This is a genomic window from Staphylococcus xylosus (genome assembly GCF_002732165.1).
Lineage (GTDB): Bacteria > Bacillota > Bacilli > Staphylococcales > Staphylococcaceae > Staphylococcus > Staphylococcus xylosus.
Genome location: NZ_MRZO01000002.1, coordinates 47,577 through 68,132 on the forward strand (window position 1 = coordinate 47,577; position 20,556 = coordinate 68,132).

The following is a 20,556-nucleotide window of genomic DNA, read 5'->3' on the forward strand; positions in this document are numbered from 1 at the left end:
ATAATTTCATTCAAATATCTAGTTTACTACTTCTCAAAATATTCATGCTAAAATTGCTTTGATTGATAAGGTTACTACTTAGTAATTGATGGGTAAATACATAATAAACAACTTTTAATAAATATAAATCAAGGAGGGACACATCATGTGGATAGCTTCAATTGTTCTTATTATTGTTGGTATTGTGTTACTCATTTTGAATAAACGTACTTCTAAAAAAGAAGGTGTTTCTAAAAAACAAAGTTATATTAGTATCGGGGTTGTATGTATTATCGTTGGCGCTTTCTATTTCGTAGGACAAATCATTAGAGTGATTGTTGCATAACGATTGAAATTAATCCTACTAAAATGTTTAATCCACATGTCAAAAAATATAAAGAGAGCTAACCCATAAGGTTAGCTCTCTTTATATTTCTATAATTGCTTTTCAAAATAGTAATGATTTTTTAGATCAAGGCTGGCTCATTTATCAATCGATTTATTCAACATAATAAACACCGCCACTGTTAGACTTACATATTACAATCTTTTCAGTGTAATATTGGCAGTGATTTGGGCCGACTCCTGCGGAAAGACCACTAGCCGAAGACTACAGGCTAAGGCAATGACCGCGGAAAGCGTGCACAAAAAACTGCTACCAAAGTCTGAGTTGACCCATTACGAGTTAGCTCACTTATATCTATATCGTAGTACAGACATTCCTTTTATCTCCTACATATTAAATAAATCATTAAACGATTCTACCATTGTAGGATGTGTGTATATATTATCTTTTAATACTTTATAAGATAATTTTTGATCTATTGCTAATTTAATTAAGTTTATAATTTCTTCTGATTGTAAACCATATAGAGATGCACCTAAAATTTCTTCATTATCTTTATTAACTACTGCTTTAAATAATCCTCTACCGTCATTGTTTATTTTATGTCTAGGGATTGAATTAACAGGTATAGCACTTTCTATAATATCATACCCTTGTTCTTTCGCTTCTTTTCCTGTTAATCCAACACGTGCTAATGGTGGATCTATAAATACTGTATAAGGTACAGCCCCACGGTTTTCCGTAGAACGTTTGCCTTCCCCGAACAATTGCTCTTTTACAATTCTGAAGTCATCTAATGAAATATATGTGAATTGCATGCCACCTTTGACATCACCTAAAGCATAAACATTGGATGCATCTGTTTGTAAATATTCATTCACTATAATTTCACCATGGTCACCAATTTTCACATCAGTATTTTGAAGGTCTAAGTCGGTATTAGGTTTACGTCCTGTTGCTATCAGTACAGCATCAGCAGCATACTCACCATTCGTTGTATGCACAATCGTCCCCTTATCTGTATCCTCAAATTTCTTAGTATCTGCATTTAAGACGATATTCACATTTTTGTCTGCTAAGTCTTTTTTGACCTCAGCAACAATATCTTTATCTTCTTTAGTCATAATATCATTACCACGCTCTAACACAGTTACTTGTGTACCAAAATTCGCAAACATTGCGGCAAATTCTAATGCGATATACCCCCCACCAACGATTACTAAATGATTAGGTTGGGATTTTAAATTCATGATACCTTCTGAATCATATAAATATTGCGAAGAATCAATACCTTCGATTGCTGGAATCATAGATTTAGCCCCTGTATTAATGACGATTTGTTCTGCACCAATAGTTCCTACAATTTCATCTTGATCATTTAATAAATTTAATTCATGATTAGATTTAAATTTAGCAGTATAATCTAACACCTCTATATTGTCATCATCAGCTAAGTTATGATAATTCTTACTATTTAATGCATTGACAACATCTGTTTTTCTTGAAAATGCTTGCTCAAAAGAACCATGTTCCAGTCCTTCATGTACTAGTGTTTTGGATGGAATACAACCTATATTGATACATGTACCTCCATACATTTTTTTCGATTTTTCAATAACTGCTACTTTTCGACCTTGTGCAGAAGCAAATTTCGCTAGCGTTTTTCCACCTTTACCAAATCCTACAATGATTAAGTCAAACTGTTTCATGAGAATCCCCCTTTAATATATCTTTTAATACATCTTTTATCGTAATATTTTTATAATATGTCACTAATAAGTCTTGCTCTCTTTGATGAAATAGAGACATTGTGTGGCCTATTTCCTTGGAAATTTCACAATCACTATCCTCATCTCCAGTAAATAATCTACCTTCTGATTTTTCTTCATTGAATAATACAAATAAATCTGCAAGATTTACATCATTCGTTGATTGATTTGATTGGTAACCACCGAACTTACCACGGGTAGCATCCAAATATCGCTGTTCATTTAACTTTCTAGTAACACGTCGTAATTGCACTGGATTAACACAAATGCGTTCTGCTAATTCACCACTTGAGTATCGTTCTCCCGGATGTTTCACTAAAAAGGTCAAAAGATGTACCGCAATATTAAACTCTAAATTCATAATCATCACCTTTTAATTGTAACTTTAATAATTACATTATAACTTCTCTCAATTTAACAGCAAAGTTATTTGCTTACAATTACTATATTCCCAAATAACTTTATGTTATTAAATAAAGCAGGATAAAAATCAAAAAATAATTAGATTTCTATCCTGCTTCCAAATCTTTAATAAATATGGGAGTTTATTACTCTATATTAATTTTTTAAAACTTTACAATTATTATAATATTGCAGCTCGAATACTTACATTGTGTTCTAAATATGCTTTTAAGCAACTAAGCATATAAACCCATCCCTCTTTTTGTCCTAATAATTGCTCTACATCTTGTGTATCAAAATCTTTTTCAATTGTAGTTACTACAGTACTTTCACCAATACCTTCAAATTCAATTGTTACAGGATGATTTCCCCATATAAATTCAATACTTTTATTGTCCTCTATGCTGTTTATCTGAACCTCTAATTCTGCGTTATATTCTTCATAACATAGGGTAATGGTTTTACCTTGTTCCCATCTTTCTGAACTTGAAGAAAACCAAAAACCTCCAATTTGATTTGGGTTTACAAAAGCTTCAAACACATTTTCTTTCGGTACGTTTACTTGCATTTTTGTAACGATATCCAAGTTACACACACCCTCTCTTCAAGTTAGATACTAAAATTTCCACTTCCATTATATTCATTTTGAACTAATGTCACAAAGCACATGTCATTATGAAATTCAGAAAATTACACACTAAATATTATGAATTATAAAATTATATTTATTAAGATTGTAAATGTTAAATACTCAAATAGTAATACAATTGTAAAAAACCTATTAGTCGGTGTTATGCTAATTTCTGTTATAATTTCAACATCGCAACTATAAAATCAAGGGAGATTTCTATGAAAAATATAATCCATTCTTATTTATATTATTTGATCATGTTACTTATAGTAGGTGTAATTTTAACTTCCTTATATATTTTATATGTCTGGAAAAATGATCAACCACAAAATCAGGATTACTATAAAAATTTTTCAGATCTTACAGCCGATACAACAGAAGGCCGTGATTGGCAGATTAATACAAAGACAACAAACAATAAAGATATATTGATTACTGCTATTCATGGCGGTGGAATTGAACCGGGGACCTCTGAATTAGCAAAAATCATTTCTAAAAAAGGGAATTTTAATTTATATAGTTTTGAAGGATTATTAAAATCTAACAACGCCAAGCTGCATATTACTTCAACTAGTTTTGACGATCCTAAACTTAAAGATATGATTTATAAGTCTAACGAGTCTATTTCTATTCACGGAATTAGAGACGAGAAAAAAGTAGTCTATATTGGTGGAAAAGATAAAGATATGTCTCAATCCATCCAAAAAGAATTAGAAAAGGAAGGATTTAATGTTGAACAAAGTCCCAATTATGTAAATGGTGATTCTAATAACAACATCATCAATAAAAATGACACAGGATCTGGCGTACAATTAGAAATTTCAACAAAATATCGTAAATCTTTCTTTGATAATGGAGATTTCAACAGAAAAACACGTGAAAACACTAATAACTACAGACAATCTATTTATGATTTTGCTGAAGCCGTTACTAAAGGTATCAAGCAACAAACAAATTAAAGTTAATTACAATAGTATCCAGAACCCCTTTTATTTATGAAGGCATTTCTGCATACTTGTTTTTTCAAAAGATTTTCTTTTACATTTACTTGCTTTTTAAAACAATAGGTATAAAATACTGTTTATTAAAATCAGTAAAGGAAATGACCTAATGAAAATATTAAATAAGCCTTTGTATTTTTACCTTTTACTTTTTATAATTACAACATTAGTTGGCGCAGTACTTTTATACTTACCTGTTACCGGCAAAAAGCCCATTGATTTTATAGATGCATTCTTCATAGCTTCAAGTGCCTTTACAGTAACAGGACTAACAACTGTTGATGTTTCAACACAATTCAATTGGTTGGGCGACCTTATTATTATGCTCTTAATTCAAATCGGTGGCCTTGGTATTGTGACAGTCACATTATTAACCTTCATATTAATTAATAAAAAAATTAGTATAAAAAATCGTTATTTAGCGATGGCCATGTGGAATATTGATAAACCAGGAGGAATTATACGCCTTATTCTTCAATTTGTACTATACAGTGTCGCAACAGAGATCTTAGGAGCAGTATTTATTGCCCTCTCATTCGTTCCTAAATACGGTTTTGGACAAGGCTTATTTTTAAGTATGTTTACATCAATTTCTGCATTTAATAATGCAGGTTTTGCTCTTTTCAAAGATAATTTAATGAATACGATTAACGATCCAATTATTACAATTACTATCCCGTTACTCATTATTATGGGAGGCATCGGCCCTTTAGTGTTCTTTGATTTAATCATGTCTCAAAAATTAGTAAACTTAAAATTACATTCTAAGATTGTGCTAAGCACATCACTTATATTAATTATTTTAGGTTCTATAATATTTTTCATTTTAGAGTATCATGCTACATTAAATCATTTATCGCTTCCTGAAAAAATTGGAGCTTCATTCTTCCAATCTGTCACAACACGTACTGCTGGATTTAACACTGTAGACATTGGACAAATCACTGCACCGACTTCAATGATGATGATGCTGTTAATGTTTATTGGTGGGGCTCCTATTAGTGCTGCTGGTGGTATTAAAGTAACAAGCTTAGTTTTAACTCTATTGTTCATTACCAGTACACTAAAAAATGAAACGCATCCTTCCATATTTAAACGATCCATTTCAAATAGAACTTTAAATATAGCCGTTACAATTACACTCTGTGCTACTATATTTGTCTTAAGCGTCTCTCTGATAGTCAGTATGCTCAACCCACACACGCCATACACAACTGTATTATTTGAGGTTATTTCAGCTTTTGGCACTGTAGGACTGAGCATGAATTTTACATTGGATTATCATACAGCCACGAAAATCATCATTATTGCCACGATGCTAATTGGAAAAATTGGTATTCTCACGTTTGTTCAATTGTTCATTACTGAAAAGAAATCATTATTCTATTACGCTAAAGGCAATGTACATTTATAGTTAATGCAACAAACTCAAACGGTTATTGAAAGCTAATTTTACAATTTTAATAAACTGCATAATAATTATATAGCCAAAAACAAAAATGATGATTTCCAACTTATTTAGATGGAAATCATCATTTTTGTTTTTTTAGTGCTTAGAATAGTCATTTAAAACTATTATTTTTATTCAAAGAACTTAATTAGAGTTCGATGATTTTGCTTTTCTCTTATCCATAATAATTGGTACTACAATGATTAGAATACTAATAACTAATAAAATAACTGTAATTGGAGAATGGAATAATGATAAAAAGTCTCCGTTGTTAATTAACAAATGTCTTCTTAATGATGTTTCCATCAAAGGCCCCAGTACAATTCCTAAAATTAGTGAAGCAATTGAAAAATGATATATTTTCATTAAATATCCTACAACACCAAATAATAACATAATCCAAACGTTCAATAAGTCATTGTTTGTAGCATAGGCACCAAGTAGAGAAAGTATAATAATGAACGTTGCTATAATGCTATAGGGCGCTTTTAACAATAATGTAAATACTTGAACACCTGCTCTACCAGCAACCAATGTCGTGACACTTGCGAATAACATTGCTAAAAATATTGAATATAAAAGTATAGGTTGATCTGATATAAGTTGTGGTCCTGGCTGTACACCTTGAAGTACTAAAGCTGCTAATATTACCGCAGTTGTTGGACTACCTGGTATTCCAAGAATTAGTGTAGGAATCATTGAAACTCCGGCTGCCGCATTATTAGATGTTTCAGGTGCAACTACACCTTCTGCTTTCCCTTTTCCAAATTCTTCTGGATTTTTATCTGTTTTCATAGCTACTCCATAACTCACAAATGAGGCTATAGACCCTCCTGTTCCTGGCAGCACACCAAGTAGACTACCTATTGTTGCTGATTTTAAAGCAGTCCATTTATATACAAAAAAGTCTTTAAACTTGAACATACCTTGCGATAATTTTGAGGATGTATTTAGATTTTGTGGACTATTATTAGTAATTTGTGAAAATACTTCTCCTAACGCAAATGCCCCAATCATAATCGGGATATAGTCAATCCCATTCATCAACTCTAAAGTATTAAACGTAAATCTATCTGTAGCTGTTAATGGATCTAAACCTATAGTAGAAATAAAAATACCAATAAGCCCTGATATAATAGCTTTAACCATATTACTGGTGCCTAAAGCAGAAATGACGGTCATACCTAAAATGGCTAAAGCAAAATATTCTGAAGCGTGTATCTTAAACGCGACCTCTGAAAGTATAGAAGCCAGCGAAAACATTAAAATTACTGCAAAGATACCACCGAATGCTGAACTACTAATTGCTAAACCCAAAGCTTTTTTCGACTTTCCTTGCTGAGACATAGGATAACCATCGAAAGTCGTAGCTACCGCTTCTGGTGTCCCAGGCGTATTAAATAGAATAGCGGTAATAGACCCTCCATAAGCTGACCCAACATAAATTGTTGATAATAATGCAATAGCAGGCAACACATCTAAGAAATAAGTAAAAGGTAGTGCTAATACAATCGCCATAGAAGCTCCTATCCCTGGCAATGCACCTAAAAATATTCCAACTAACAAACCTAATACAACTAACATGATATTAGTAGGTTCAATTATCGTTAAAAAAGAATCTTTCAATAAGCTTATATTCATTCATTACACCTCCATATCTCAATATATAAAATTACTAATTTCAGAAAAAATTCCTATCCCTTTTGGTAGTGGTATACTTAGTATGTTTCCAAATAAGAACGTAAAAAGTATTGGAATACCTACAGAGAAACTAATAATTTGAATCTTATTTTTTGAGCCTAATAATACTAATAATAGAGGCGTTAAAAATAAACATGATAAGAAAAATCCCATCTTATTTAACACTAAAATAAATATCGCTATGCCTACAGTTATAATCATTATAATGAGCGCTGGTTTAGTAAATAGCGCATTATGCTTTGTTTTTTCTTTATTTTTCTTATATTTAACAATCTCTTTAATTAATGTATAAATAAGTAATGCAACTAGAATAAAAAGTATAAAAGTTGGTAAACCCGACGCGCCAATTGGGTCAACGTCTCTTAAATTCTCCATATTTATTGAGTTAATCAAAAAATATATAAATATAATTAGTAAAATGAAACAAAATAATATACTTCCCATATAATCCCCCCGTTACATGATTAAATGCCTAAATCATCTGAAATTTCATCGAATTTTTCATACTCCTTTTCTAACTTTTTCTCAAATTCATCAGGACCTAAATAGCCCTCACCTATATCAACCAAATTATTTTTAGCATATTCTTTATATTCTTTAGTTTCATAAGCCTCTTTTAATTGTTTCGTCAGCTGTTTCTTGACTGCTTCTGGTGTGCCTTTTTTGATAACAAAACCTCTCCATGAACCAATATCTACATCTAAACCTTTTTCTTTTGTAGTAGGTACACTTTTAAATTCTTCTATTTTATTAATTCTGTCATCATTAAAAATAACTAATGGCCTAACTTTATTAGATTTAACATAGTCTACAACATTCACAACTTTATCTAGATATACATCTACTTCTCCACCTAATGCTGCTGCTTTCACTTCAGATCCTGATTTATAAGGAATAAATTCACTATTTATATTGGCTTCGCTTTTAAATTTGCTAGTTGCGAAGTCATCTAAACCTGTCGAACTTGTCCCGCCAATCGTAAGTTTATCCTTCTTGCCCTTTTCAATTAAATCATCATAATTTTTGATTGGGCTATCTTCAGCAACAGATAATACATAGATATCGCTTTGAATTTGTACTAGTGGTTCAAAATCATCTAGTAACTTAACCTTTTCACTTTTATCTAAATTATCAGCAATTACTTGAGATGGTGTAATCTCTAACACATTATAGCCATCATTTTTTTGTTGAAACGTGTATAGCATCCCTAACAAACCACTACTTCCATCCTTATTAATCGGTTGGAAATTGACATTAGAGCGTTCGGAAAGAATCTGAGAATATTGCCTTACAAAAGCGTCACTAGCACTCCCTTCACCAAAAGGTATAATCATATTGATTGTTTGATTCGGATACGCTTTAATTGCCTCTTTATCTATATGACTACCAGTATTTCCTTTTGCACTGCAGCTTGCTAATAATATTGACAATGTAATGATGAGTAACCCCTTTTTTTTACTCATATTTTCACTTCCCATCCATTAAAGATATTGGAATAACTGCATTTCCTTCCATGATTCTTCTAGCAGTACGACCAGTGCCTCCTTTAATCAGTTTGTAAGCACTTTCATTTTTTTGTATGAAAACTTCAGACGAAATGGTACCACTAGGATGTCCTATCTCTATTGTGTTTAGTGCGTTTTTTTGACAAACATCAGCGGGAACTGTCCCCGGAATTTTACAAGCGGTTGCCAAACATATAGAGCCACTAACAGCAAAAGCTGGATGTAAATTGCCCATAGAAATATATCTTCCTATTATATTAATATCTTCCTTTTTAATTAAACTGCCTTGTTCTGTTATATAGTCTTTTGGTTCGCTGACTAATGTTATTTTTGGTAATGCTTCCAATTCATGATTTACATTATCTTCATCGCTAAATAATCCTAATAAAATACCTACCTTAACCCGAAGCTTTTCAATTGCTGTTGAAGTCTGTCGCTCATTGATGTCCTTTGCTAATTCAAATCCTTCAAGAGAAAAATCGCTAGCTTTGACGAAAGCAACAATATTGCCAGTATCCAATATACTAACTTTATATGTAGTTTCATCCATTTTAATATAGTCAACTAAATTTCCAGTTGGCAATAATTTTCCAGTAAATGCACCAGATGAGTCAATAAAACTTACCGTAATTTTTGCTCCTGTGCCTTCAACACCTGAAATTGAAAAATCACCTACACTTTTGATTTCACCTTGATATACAGGAACACGTACTTCCATAATTTTATTTGTATTTGTATTTAAAATTCTAACAGTTGTTTCACCATCTTCTCTCTTTACGAGACCTTCCTCAACTGCATATAAACCTACAGCCGACGCCATATTACCACAAGTAACATTGTAATCTATGCTTTTTTGATTAATTCCAACTTGCCCGAAATTATAGTAAATATCACTATCATTTGTATCCGTCATACCTACAATTGCTACTTTACTAGTAACGGAAGTACCTCCGCCAATACCATCAATCTGCCCGTTAGCAGAGCTGCCATAAATTTTTAAAATCACTTCTTCCTTCAATTTTTCATCTATAGGTAAGTCAGTATCTTTAAAAATCAAACCTCTGCTAGTTCCTCCCCTCATTAGAACACATGGGATTTTTAAACTTGTAGTATTCATAGTATGCCCCCTTGTTAATTATTGAAATATTCAGTCAACTTATATAAAGTATATATATATATATTCGATAAATAAAATATTACTTTTTTATGTTTCGTCATCAAAATATTTTATAATGCAAAAAAATTGTAGGAGGATTATATATGGATAGTATGGATTGGGAGATTTTAAGAGAATTATTTAAATGCAAAAACATCACACAAACAAGCAAAACACTGAGAACATCACAACCTGCAGTATCGTACAGAATTAATAAGATTGAACAAGAATTTAATGTGAAGATTATCCATAGAAATAAAAAAGGAGTCGTATTCACTTCTCAAGGAGAAATGATTGTAAACTATGCAATTTCCATGTTAAAAGATAATCAAAAACTTAAAGAAGATCTAATAAGTCAAGAAAATACCGTTCAAGGTATATTAAGATTAAGTGCTTCTAGTATATTTTCAAGATATCAACTTCCTAAAATTTTGTCGGAGTTTAGTCAAAAATACCCAGCAGTAGAATTTGATGTTAATACTGGTTGGAGCGAAGAGGTTTTTAAATCTGTCCATAATGACTATTCTCAAGTAGGCATACTAAGAGGAGATTATAGCTTTTCGTCAGAGAAAATTCGTTTAATGAAAGAAAAGATTTATGTCGTCTCAAAACATCCAATTGATATAACTGATTTACCTCATTTACCCAGAATATATTATAACACCGATACATCTCTAAATAAGTTAATAGATGATTGGTGGATTGGAAAATTTATAGAGCCACCTTCTATTACAATAAATGTAGACAATATGGAAACAAGTAAGGAATTTGTCCAAAATGGTTTAGGCTTTTCTATTTTGCCTGGCATTTTATTACGAGATGATGATAAGTTGTCTAAAATACCATGCTTAGACCAACAAAATAACTATATCATTAGAAATACAGATATGATTTTAAAAGAACAATATCTTAATAATACCGTAGTGAGAGCATTTTACAATTTCATGAAGGATGTTAATTTAGAATTTTAATGTACTCTATGATTATAGAACAACGATGCATTTCATATAAATATTATACTTTAATTCAATTATATGTTGTTACTCACTTCTATCTAACTTAATCAAATATGCTCTACTCTTACACATAAAAGTATAAATTTACACTCAGAACTAAAATGCAGTACAATATATTTAATAATTTATATTTTTGTGTTCAATAAAATGTGAATTAAAATTAAGGGAGAATGAGATGAACGATAATAAAAAGAATGGATGTATCGGTTGCTTAGGATGTTTAGTTGTAATTTTACTTATTATATTATTGATTGGTGGGTGCAGTGCTTTCTTCTATACAGAAAATAATAACGATAGTATCAAAAAAGAAACTCAAAAAAATTCTGATGCTAAAAAGAAAGATAAAGAGAAAGTGAATAAAAATCACGACACTAATAATAGCAAAAACGAAGATATTAATACTCAAGAAAATGGCCTCAAGAATCAAATGACAATAATTACGAAGAGCCAAGTAATGCTTCTGAAAATAGCGAAAATAGTAACGCTAATGATAATGGCAATACTTATAATAATAATCAAAGCCAACCATCTAGCAACTATAATGACAGCACAAATCAACAAAACAACTCAAACACAGATATCGACACACCTGATACTAATGCACCAGAAGTTGATGCTCCAGAAAAAAATGATTTACCAAATACTCGAGATGTCGACGTACCTAAGCCTGGCGAAATAACAAAAGATATGCGAGGTTATGATTCATCTAAAGATAGAGATAACGATGGTATAATAAACGAAAAATAATCAAAAAAGACACTTCACCATTGCTAATATCAACTAATGGTGGAGTGTCTTTTTGCTTACTAATCTGCTTCATTTCTTATTTAATTTTTAATATTTGTCCTACTTTAATACTATTTGAATCCAACTTATTGTCGGATTTAATTTTGTCTACTGTTGTCTTTTGATTTTTAGCTATACTATACAGCGTATCGCCTTTCTTCACAGTATATGTCTTCACTAAATACAGTGTTTGCCCCTTGCTAATACTATCATTTTTCAAGTTATTCCATTTTTTGATATTTTCAACACTTACATTACTTCTTTTAGAAATATTATACAACGTATCGCCAGAGACTACTTTATGCGTATCTCCGGTTATCTCACCACTATTACTTGGTGCTTTTAATTTTAATGTTTGTCCTACTGATAATGTATTGTTGCTTAAATTATTCCATTTCTTAATGTCATCAATTGCTACGCCGCTTCGTCTTGAAATACTGTATAATGTATCGCCTTTAGCCACTTTGTAAGTTAAGCCAGTTATTGCGTCATCATTACCACCACCGTTTAGTTCTTTATAATGTTTTTGAACTAAACTATAAAATTGGTCCATGTTGTATCCCCACTGGTTGAAATAACCTACTGGGTCTGTATGATTCGTGCCACCCCAATATTGACTAATAGCGTTGTGACTAATAATTGTACCTGTACCTTGATTATTATCTGCCAATGATGGCGCTAGTCCATTTTGTTTCAACATTTTAGCTGCTAAATAAGCTTGGTTATTTACAGATTTAGCAAAACCATCAAATGTATTTGATCTCGTCAACTCTATTTGATAGAAATATGGATTTGCATTTGCGCCTGCACCCCAAGCTAAATAATCACTTGGTGCTGTTTGGATAATTTTATCACTACTAGCATAAGCATGTACAAAAGCACTCTGATAATTGTTATACATATAGTTTACTTCGCCTTCAATCGTACTATTAGGGTTAGCTGTTTCATGTATAACGACTCCTATAAATTTTCCTGATTTATAATTATATTTTGGTAAATTATTAATACGTGAATCTTGAACGATTTGCGCTGGTTTAATATTATTATTTGCAATATATGTATTTACGTCTTGGTAAGATCTATTTGCAAAACTACGCATTTCTACTGAATTAGAATTATGTTCTGCAACCTTATTATGTAATCGTAAATCTTCAGGTGTTAGTTGTTCTTTTAAAGCTTGAGGACTCATCTTTTGTGCTTTATCAAAATCGATTGGCTTGCTTGTATTCTCTTTCTTATCTTTTTCTGCCGTTTGCTTTCCATTATCTTCCTGTGCATATGCTACGGTAGTACTTAGTACTAAGCTCGTCGCTACTATTAATGATAAACTTAACCTATACTTCATTTAAAACACTCCTTTTATTATAGAACACTATTTTATCGCAACGTCTATATTAATTAATACATCTTAATTCTTACAGTTTATAATATTATTCAAATTTTTACAAAAAGCTTTATTATTTCATACTATTTTTTAGACATTCTATATATTAAGTGTTTTAAATATAATAAAAATGAGTAAGATTATGAAATCACAAATATCTTTGACTTCATCATCTTACTCTCACTACATTTACTTATCTTACATTTGTTTATCAATAAGTTTATTGGCCATAAAGCTTCCATTGATGCATGTTGGCGATTGCCATTTGGTACCAAGCTCAAAAATTATAAATCGATAATTACACTTGATAGTATTGCTATTAATGCAACTATAAGTACAAACACAAGTAAAGTATCAATTTTTCTTTGGTTACGTTCTTTATACGATTTTCTAAATTCTTTTAATGCCACAAAACCTGCAATTAAGACTAATAATAGACACACTAAATGTAAAACTAATGCTAATACAGCCATCTTCATCACCTCACACACTTTATTAAATTATGATTATACTTATTTGTTTTTTTAAATACTTCATGAACAATTAAATTAGAAATAGTTACTCAGTAAACTGTTAAATAGGGGAATGGTTATTTGCGTAGTCTTTATAGTATGCTACCCTTTTTATTATCTCCAAAAACGCAAAGTAATATTTCATTACTTTCAACATACATTGAGTTTTGAGAGATAAAAAAACAAACCAAACGCTAAAATGTCACTTTACTTGGTATATGATAATGACTTTACTTAATAAATAAAAAAAGCAACGCACTATATTAAAATACGTTGCTTTTTTATTATCGAATACCTATAACTAAACTGTCTCTAGCTGTTTCTATGACTTCTGTACTTATTTTATCTAAACCATTTATATCCATAATTCTGTCTATGTGCGAAAATAAGCGATGGATCAGACTAAAATTCTCTTTTGTAATTTTAATAATCGTCGTTATTGCCTCATAATCAGTAAAATCTTCGAGTTTTAAATCAAATCCTAAATCTTACCACTTATATTCTAATATGTGATGCGTCTCGTCTTTACTTAGATTATCAAATTCATGTACAAAACCTATACGCGAATATAGTTGAGGATAACGAGATAGTTTTTTTCTCTATACCTCGCATACCAATAAATATCATTGCTAAATTATGTTCATCATAAATAGCCCTTAATTGCTCTAAATGTTGCACTTTAATGCGGTCAATCTCATCTACTATAATTAAATCAATATATTTAAACATATCACTATAATGTTTACTATGTTCATGTCCATACTTATTTACAACATGCTTTTTTGACCCAAATCAATACTTGCAGTGATACTCTATAAATCATTTCTTAATTTAGTCTGTTTTCTGCTGGTGCAGTATAAAATATTTTATCCATTGATTACCTTCAGGCATAACACTTTTCATATCTTTACGAGAACTTTTTAAACTCGATACCCAGCATCAACCAAAGCCCATAACTGTTGATAATAATGATATTCATCAGGGCCTATAAGTGCTATTTTTCCTTTTAAGCTTTGATTTTTTCTTAATAGTCTTGATACCACGGTAATACCTGCTGTACGGCCACCTACAATAACAATTTGATAATGCTTACTGATTTTCCACACCCTCAAATTATTTTAATGATTCTGGAAAATCTTGATAGCCTTCTCTAATATTTACAACATTTTCAAATCCTTTGTTTTCTAAGATACCCACTGCGATTGAACTTCTAACACCCGACTGACAATGTACGTATATTTTATCCTCTTTATTAAGTGGAATATTTTCATTTAATAATTTACCATGGGGAATATTGACTGCTTGATCTAAATGCCCATTATTCCACTCTTCATCATTACGCACATCCAGTACATGTTCTTCTTTACCGGTTATATCCATACTGTGAATGGATTGCGTTTTAACTTCTGCTTTTGGCAAACGGAAACCTGTTACATTATTAAAACCAATTAATTGTAAAGTATGCGCTGCTTGTTCAACGGTAGATTTATCACCAATCAAATCTATACTTTTTTCATAATCTAAATACCAACCGATTTGGTTAATAAAGTTTTTGTTGTAAGGAATATTGATTGTCCCTTTAGTGTGACCACCATGAAAGGCTTCTTTGCTACGAAGATCAAATGCTATTTTTTCATTGCTTAAACTAGGATAAACATTGTATGGTTGATATAATTCCATACCAAATTGGTTAATTTTTTTCATTTGTGTAAAATGATGTGGTGGCGCTGGTTGATTTGATGTTAATGTTTCAATGAATTTAGTTTCATCAGTTTCACTAAATGCCCAGTTATTTATTTTTTCATAACCTAGCGTAGACATTGGTACGGCGCCTAATGCTTTACCACAAGGACTTCCAGCACCGTGACCTGGCCAAATTTGAATATAATCTGGTAAACCTTTAACACTTTCTATAGATTGATACATTTGTTTCGCACTAACTTCTGTAGAACCTTCGACTTGAACTGATTTTTCTAGTAAATCGGGTCTACCGATATCACCTACAAAAATAAAATCACCACTAAATAAGCCCATTGGAACGCTTGAGCCGCCACCTTCATCAGTGAGTAAGAAACTGATACTCTCAGGAGTATGACCAGGTGTATGCAATACTTCTAATTTAATGTTACCTACATGAATAATATCTTGATGTTTAACAAAATGTGTTTGTTCAGACATATTTTTATAACTTAATTGATCATCTCCTTCTCCAGATACATATATTTTGGCGTTTAAACGTTCTGCCACATCTCGAATACCAGAAGCAAAATCAGCGTGAATATGTGTTTCTGCAGCTTGTGTAATTTTAAAACCTTCGTTATCTGCAACTTCCATATATTTTGTTAAGTCACGTACAGGGTCAATTATCATTGCTTCCCCTGTACGTTGACAGCCAACTAAATAAGATGCTTGAGATAAATGATTATCGTAAAATTGTTTAAAAAACATAATAAAAACTCCTTTTATTAATAGATTTAATTAGATGAACAAATTATGATTCGCATTTTCGGTATCACCTATATAAGTGCCTACACCGCCGTACTCAACTTCATCTTTTAATTCTTCTTTTGTAATGCCCATGACATCCATGCTCATGGTACATGCGATTAATTTAATATCTTGAGCTATCGCCTGATTAATGAGTGATGTTAATGAATCAACGTTTTTCTTTTTCATTACGTAGCGCATCATGATATTACCTAAACCGAACATATTCATTTTAGAGAGTGGCATTTTCAAAGGTGTTTTTGGCAACATAAAATCAAACATTTTTGCGACACCTTTCTTTTTAACGTTAACTGTTTGCTCTTTTTTCAACGCGTTAAGTCCCCAGAAAGTAAAGAAGATGGTTACATCTCTTCCTGCAGCTTTAGCACCATTCGCAATAATCATTGCTGCCACTGCTTTATCTAACTCTCCACTAAATAGTACAATTGTCGTACCTTTAGCAGTATGATTCACTTGTAAGTCTTTTGGTTTTTCTTTTTGAATGATAGCATTAATTCCATTATTACTTTCATCCAATTCAACTAACGTATGTCCTGTTTGTTTCACCCAGCTTTTAATGTCGCTAAGGAAACCAGGGTCAGTCACTGTAACTTCAATTTGCTCGCCTACTTCAATATTTTTCATTTCTTTACTGATGTTTACAATTGGACCTGGACATTGAAGACCACTATAGTTAAGTTGTTTACGCTCTGCTTTAATTTCTACATTTGTATTTTCTTCTAATGTATTATTATCTTCGTTTTTTGCTTCATATGCTTTATAGCCACCGTCTAAATTAACGATATCGTAGCCTTGTTCAGCTAAATATTCGCTCGCTTTAGTACTTCTAGTACCACTTTTACAGTGTACAAAATAGGTTGTGTTTTTACCTTTATTAAACGATTTAATCTTATCTACAGGATGTAATGTCGCACCATTTATGTGTGCTAGCTCATATTCTTCTTGTGTTCTTACGTCAATCAGTTGACCTTGTGCACCCAATTTTTCTAATTCTTGTTTACTGAAATTGTTGATATGGTTTTCGTTATATTGTTTCATAATATCCTCCTAATAAATACCTATAGGGGTATATTAACTGTTTGTTTACACCTTGTCAAATACCGTATGGGGTATTTGACATTTTCGATTCTATCTATTATTATGATTTTAATCAATTAAAAGTGGAGGAAATAACTATGCATTATGATAAAAAAATGATTAATCGTATTAATAGAATACAAGGGCAACTCAATGGCGTTATTAAAATGATGGAAGAAGAAAAAGATTGTAAAGATGTCATTACTCAAATCAGTGCATCAAAAAGTTCAATCCAACGTTTGATGGGAATTATCATTAGTGAAAATTTAATAGAATGTGTAAAAGCAGCAGAGGATAATGGTGAAAATTCAGAAGAATTGATTAATGAAGCCGTTAACTTATTGGTAAAAAGTAAATAATGGATATTTCAACTGTTATTATGATGTTACTTATTGGGGTGTTCGGAGGCTTTATTTCGGGTCTAGTAGGTATCGGTGGTGCTATCATTATTTATCCAGCTATTTTATTATTACCGCCACTATTTGGTGTTCCTGCATACAGTGCATACATCGCTTCAGGACTTACTTCCAGTCAAGTCTTTTTCAGTACTTTAAGTGGGTCATTAAAAGCGCGAAAAAAAACAGAATTCTCCCCGTCATTAGTTATTTATATGAGTGGAGGTATGATTACAGGGAGCATGTTAGGCGCACTCCTAGCAAATTTATTTAATGCTGCATTTGTAAATACGATATATATCATCATTGCTTTACTCGCATTAATTTTAATGTTTATTAACGTAAAACCGAATTTAAATCAGTCTTCCTTTAACAAACCATTATTAGTTATGGTTGGTCTTTTCATTGGTATCATTTCAGGTATAGTTGGAGCAGGCGGCGCTTTTATTATTATTCCTATATTGTTAGTTTTATTCAAATTACCAATGAATACGGTGGCTGCTAATAGTATAGTAATTGCTTTTATATCTTCAATTGGCGCCTTTATCATTAAACTTATACAAGGTTACATTCCTTTAGAAGACGCGTTATTTTTAATAATAGGAAGTATTATCTTTGCTCCATTAGGGTTAAAATTAGGCAAAAGAGTCCCTAGTTTTGTACAAAAGTGGATTATCAGTACTTTAATTATTATTGCAATTATTCAAATTGCTTTATAAATAAGAAAGAGAAGTACAACTAATATTTGTACTTCTCTTTCTTATTTATAAAGTTAAAACCTTCTCATATAGCAAGTATATTGACGCTAAAATTAGCAAATGGTTTGTCGTCCGTTTATTATCTATATTTATGTGTAATAGTTTAAACATTGTAAAAAGTTAGTTATTTTCAAAGAAATCTTTTGAATATGTTCTTAATCTACCACAATTTTCACACAAAACATTGATCAACGTAATGGGTTCATTGCCATAAGTAGCAGATAATAATGGTAAATAGTATTGGCCATCCAATACTCTCATGTTAGGGTTATCGCAATTGCAAATACCTTTGTTTGTAGTCTTTAACTCAATAATGTTTATGATACGTTCTTTTTGTATATCAGTGAATTTTTGCATTGTCATAAACTTTTCCCCCTAACATATTATATTGTATCCATTATAATATGTTGGCTATATTAAATAAAGCTTAATTTTAAAAAAAGGCCCTCTATTAAGAGGACCACAGGATTAAAGGAGTTGCGTTCCCCTACACGTCATAGGACGCATAAGAGATTGACCCATTTAATCACTCACGCCCTAAGACGTGCAAAATTATTATAAGTTAAATACTTGTATAAGTAAAATATAAATTATCTCAAAAGCTCAAACATCTTTAGTATGCAAGACACAGAAAAGATGTTAAACGACGTAAATACCACGACCAAAATCCAAAAATAAACCACCTCGAAAGGTGGTTTATCACGGATGAAGTACTGGAGGTACTTCGTGTGTATAGCGTAACATATAAAAATTAGTTTTGCCACGCCTATATTATTTAATCCATTTTTTTATTCATCTTTTATGTATTATTTAATATTATAAACCATTACAATTATAGTTTTCTAGCTTATTCATCTTTAACAATCGATAAAAATCGCTTGTCTTTTCACTATTATTCGTTATTAAAATACTAAGCTTTATATGTATTAATACTAATAAAACAAAAATAACCCCGTAGGTATATGCCTACGGGGTTTTCAGATACAATATCTATTATTGTTCTTCTTTAACATATGGTAATAATGCCATATGACGAGAACGTTTAATAGCTAATGTCAACATACGTTGATATTTAGCTGAAGTACCTGTTACACGACGTGGTAAAATTTTACCGCGTTCTGAGATAAAACGTTTTAATAATTCTGTATCTTTATAGTCGATGTGTGTAATACCGTTTGCTGTGAAATAACAAACTTTTTTACGACGACGTCCGCCTCTTCTTGGTCCACCTGCCATGGTAACTGCCTCCCTTTAATTTATTTTTTTAAATACCGTCTAGTTTTAATGTTTATTAATCATTTATTATGATTCATGTGTTTTTATTTTCTATTAGTAAAAGATTTAGAATGCGTGTGAAACATTGTATTAAATCTTTGCGTGTGTGTGCATGTGTAATATTAATCTTATAAAATTATGGACTATTTGTCAACACGTTCAGAATAAATAAACTCACTAAACTTGAAATAAATTAAATATTTAACCATTAAGTACTAATTTTACTTCTTCACTTATATCTTTATAATGATTATTTATAAAGAAATGATCACCTTCAAAGAATCGATAATCTACTTTACCTTTTGTCAGATCTGACCATTTATATAAAGTATGAGCACAAATGGAATCTTCTTTCCCTACAAATACTGACAAATTAATATCTACTTGTCTTTCCTTAGGCTTATCGCAATAATAATCAATTGCTAGAAAGTCGTTCTTCAATGCTGGTTTCACTAGTTGCCATAACTCTTCATGATTTAATACTTCTTCCGATGTGCCACCTTTATCTCTTATAAACTGTTTGAATTCTTCATCATTCATGGCTTCTATATCATTATATTTATCCAAATACCCAATTGGTTCACTCGCACAAAGGAACATATGCTTTGGTCGATAACCTAATTGATCCAATTTATAATAAAGTTCATATGCTAATATTGTTCCTAAACTGTACCCTAATAGAATAAATTCTTCAGGTTTTTCATTAATAATTTGCTTTACTAAGTCATCTACCATATCATCAATGCTATCTAACGCCTCTTCAACTAATCTTTCACCACGTCCTGGTAATTCTAATGGCTTAAATTGAATATAACTTGGTAAATTGTTCTTCATTGGATAATATAATGCTTTATTTCCACCTGCAAATGGTATACAAAATAATGTCGTTTTAACCATATACTCGC

21 protein-coding genes and 2 pseudogenes are annotated in these 20,556 nt (G+C 31.2%); 7 read left to right on the plus strand and 16 right to left on the minus strand.

The genetic code is table 11. The features are described from left to right. The first annotated feature begins 145 nt into the window (after positions 1-145). Entirely contained in the window at positions 146-325 is a 180-nt protein-coding gene (locus BTM19_RS03690) for a hypothetical protein (protein ID WP_029378837.1), read from the plus strand. A 386-nt stretch (positions 326-711) separates the two neighbouring features. Here the strand turns inward: BTM19_RS03690 and merA are convergent, their stop codons facing one another. The 3 genes from merA to BTM19_RS03705 form a co-directional block, all read right to left on the minus strand. Then, entirely contained in the window at positions 712-2,034 is a 1,323-nt protein-coding gene (gene merA, locus BTM19_RS03695; protein WP_099265736.1) for a hypothiocyanous acid reductase MerA, read from the minus strand. Then, entirely contained in the window at positions 2,021-2,455 is a 435-nt protein-coding gene (gene hypR / locus BTM19_RS03700; RefSeq protein ID WP_029378835.1) for a redox-sensitive transcriptional regulator HypR, read from the minus strand. The genes merA and hypR overlap by 14 nt, the downstream gene beginning before the upstream one ends. Positions 2,456-2,677: 222 nt before the next feature. Then, the gene (locus tag BTM19_RS03705) at positions 2,678-3,082 is read right to left on the minus strand and encodes an SRPBCC domain-containing protein (RefSeq protein ID WP_029378834.1); all 405 of its coding nucleotides are present in this window, start codon (positions 3,080-3,082) and stop codon (positions 2,678-2,680) included. A 263-nt stretch (positions 3,083-3,345) separates the two neighbouring features. Between BTM19_RS03705 and BTM19_RS03710 the strand changes: the two genes are divergently transcribed. Both BTM19_RS03710 and BTM19_RS03715 read left to right on the plus strand, forming a co-directional pair. After that, a complete protein-coding gene (locus BTM19_RS03710; RefSeq protein ID WP_037557271.1) occupies positions 3,346-4,086 on the plus strand; it encodes a poly-gamma-glutamate hydrolase family protein in 741 nt (246 codons plus the stop codon). A gap of 151 nt (positions 4,087-4,237) precedes the next feature. Beyond that, a complete protein-coding gene (locus BTM19_RS03715) occupies positions 4,238-5,542 on the plus strand; it encodes a TrkH family potassium uptake protein (RefSeq protein ID WP_029378833.1) in 1,305 nt (434 codons plus the stop codon). A gap of 180 nt (positions 5,543-5,722) precedes the next feature. Here BTM19_RS03715 and BTM19_RS03720 read toward each other — a convergent pair whose 3' ends face one another. Genes BTM19_RS03720 through BTM19_RS03735 form a run of 4 tightly spaced genes read right to left on the minus strand, consistent with a single transcriptional unit; the run spans position 5,723 to position 9,901 of the window. Next, positions 5,723-7,219, minus strand: coding sequence for a tripartite tricarboxylate transporter permease (locus BTM19_RS03720; protein WP_029378832.1), 1,497 nt, complete (start codon positions 7,217-7,219; stop codon positions 5,723-5,725). A gap of 18 nt (positions 7,220-7,237) precedes the next feature. After that, a complete protein-coding gene (locus BTM19_RS03725; RefSeq protein WP_029378831.1) occupies positions 7,238-7,723 on the minus strand; it encodes a tripartite tricarboxylate transporter TctB family protein in 486 nt (161 codons plus the stop codon). A gap of 20 nt (positions 7,724-7,743) precedes the next feature. Continuing rightward, positions 7,744-8,742, minus strand: coding sequence for a Bug family tripartite tricarboxylate transporter substrate binding protein (locus tag BTM19_RS03730; RefSeq protein WP_042363423.1), 999 nt, complete (start codon positions 8,740-8,742; stop codon positions 7,744-7,746). Positions 8,743-8,746: 4 nt separating this feature from the next. Beyond that, positions 8,747-9,901 (minus strand): PrpF domain-containing protein, encoded by a 1,155-nt coding sequence (locus tag BTM19_RS03735; protein ID WP_029378829.1) that lies wholly within the window; start codon positions 9,899-9,901, stop codon positions 8,747-8,749. Between the two features lie 143 nt (positions 9,902-10,044). Between BTM19_RS03735 and BTM19_RS03740 the strand changes: the two genes are divergently transcribed. Next, positions 10,045-10,911, plus strand: a complete 867-nt coding sequence (locus BTM19_RS03740) for a LysR family transcriptional regulator (RefSeq protein WP_029378828.1) — start codon at positions 10,045-10,047, stop codon at positions 10,909-10,911. Between the two features lie 220 nt (positions 10,912-11,131). Next, entirely contained in the window at positions 11,132-11,635 is a 504-nt protein-coding gene (locus tag BTM19_RS03745; protein WP_058626011.1) for a hypothetical protein, read from the plus strand. A 144-nt stretch (positions 11,636-11,779) separates the two neighbouring features. Here BTM19_RS03745 and BTM19_RS03750 read toward each other — a convergent pair whose 3' ends face one another. From BTM19_RS03750 to BTM19_RS03775, 6 genes and pseudogenes are all read right to left on the minus strand, one after another. After that, positions 11,780-13,087 (minus strand): peptidoglycan recognition protein family protein, encoded by a 1,308-nt coding sequence (locus tag BTM19_RS03750; protein WP_058626010.1) that lies wholly within the window; start codon positions 13,085-13,087, stop codon positions 11,780-11,782. Positions 13,088-13,410: 323 nt separating this feature from the next. Further along, positions 13,411-13,599, minus strand: coding sequence for a hypothetical protein (locus BTM19_RS03755; RefSeq protein ID WP_029378825.1), 189 nt, complete (start codon positions 13,597-13,599; stop codon positions 13,411-13,413). 323 nt (positions 13,600-13,922) lie between these two features. Further along, positions 13,923-14,515 (minus strand): annotated as a pseudogene (locus BTM19_RS03760) (AAA family ATPase); the annotation flags it as partial. Then, positions 14,503-14,735: pseudogene (locus tag BTM19_RS03765) on the minus strand (pyridine nucleotide-disulfide oxidoreductase); the annotation flags it as partial. The pseudogenes BTM19_RS03765 and BTM19_RS03760, both read right to left, overlap by 13 nt. A gap of 16 nt (positions 14,736-14,751) precedes the next feature. After that, a complete protein-coding gene (cstB, locus tag BTM19_RS03770; protein WP_029378823.1) occupies positions 14,752-16,086 on the minus strand; it encodes a persulfide dioxygenase-sulfurtransferase CstB in 1,335 nt (444 codons plus the stop codon). Between the two features lie 30 nt (positions 16,087-16,116). Continuing rightward, a complete protein-coding gene (locus tag BTM19_RS03775; protein ID WP_029378822.1) occupies positions 16,117-17,184 on the minus strand; it encodes a DsrE/DsrF/DrsH-like family protein in 1,068 nt (355 codons plus the stop codon). 137 nt (positions 17,185-17,321) lie between these two features. Between BTM19_RS03775 and cstR the strand changes: the two genes are divergently transcribed. Then, entirely contained in the window at positions 17,322-17,582 is a 261-nt protein-coding gene (gene cstR, locus BTM19_RS03780; protein WP_019468539.1) for a persulfide-sensing transcriptional repressor CstR, read from the plus strand. After that, the gene (locus BTM19_RS03785) at positions 17,582-18,337 is read left to right on the plus strand and encodes a sulfite exporter TauE/SafE family protein (RefSeq protein ID WP_029378821.1); all 756 of its coding nucleotides are present in this window, start codon (positions 17,582-17,584) and stop codon (positions 18,335-18,337) included. The genes cstR and BTM19_RS03785 overlap by 1 nt, the downstream gene beginning before the upstream one ends. A gap of 159 nt (positions 18,338-18,496) precedes the next feature. Here the strand turns inward: BTM19_RS03785 and BTM19_RS03790 are convergent, their stop codons facing one another. The 3 genes from BTM19_RS03790 to BTM19_RS03800 all read right to left on the minus strand — a co-directional run bounded on the left by BTM19_RS03790 (position 18,497) and on the right by BTM19_RS03800 (position 20,548). After that, entirely contained in the window at positions 18,497-18,739 is a 243-nt protein-coding gene (locus tag BTM19_RS03790; protein WP_029378820.1) for a hypothetical protein, read from the minus strand. 630 nt (positions 18,740-19,369) lie between these two features. After that, the gene (gene rpsR / locus BTM19_RS03795) at positions 19,370-19,612 is read right to left on the minus strand and encodes a 30S ribosomal protein S18 (protein ID WP_002484306.1); all 243 of its coding nucleotides are present in this window, start codon (positions 19,610-19,612) and stop codon (positions 19,370-19,372) included. A gap of 240 nt (positions 19,613-19,852) precedes the next feature. Continuing rightward, positions 19,853-20,548 (minus strand): thioesterase II family protein, encoded by a 696-nt coding sequence (locus tag BTM19_RS03800; protein WP_029378819.1) that lies wholly within the window; start codon positions 20,546-20,548, stop codon positions 19,853-19,855. Positions 20,549-20,556: the final 8 nt, after the last annotated feature.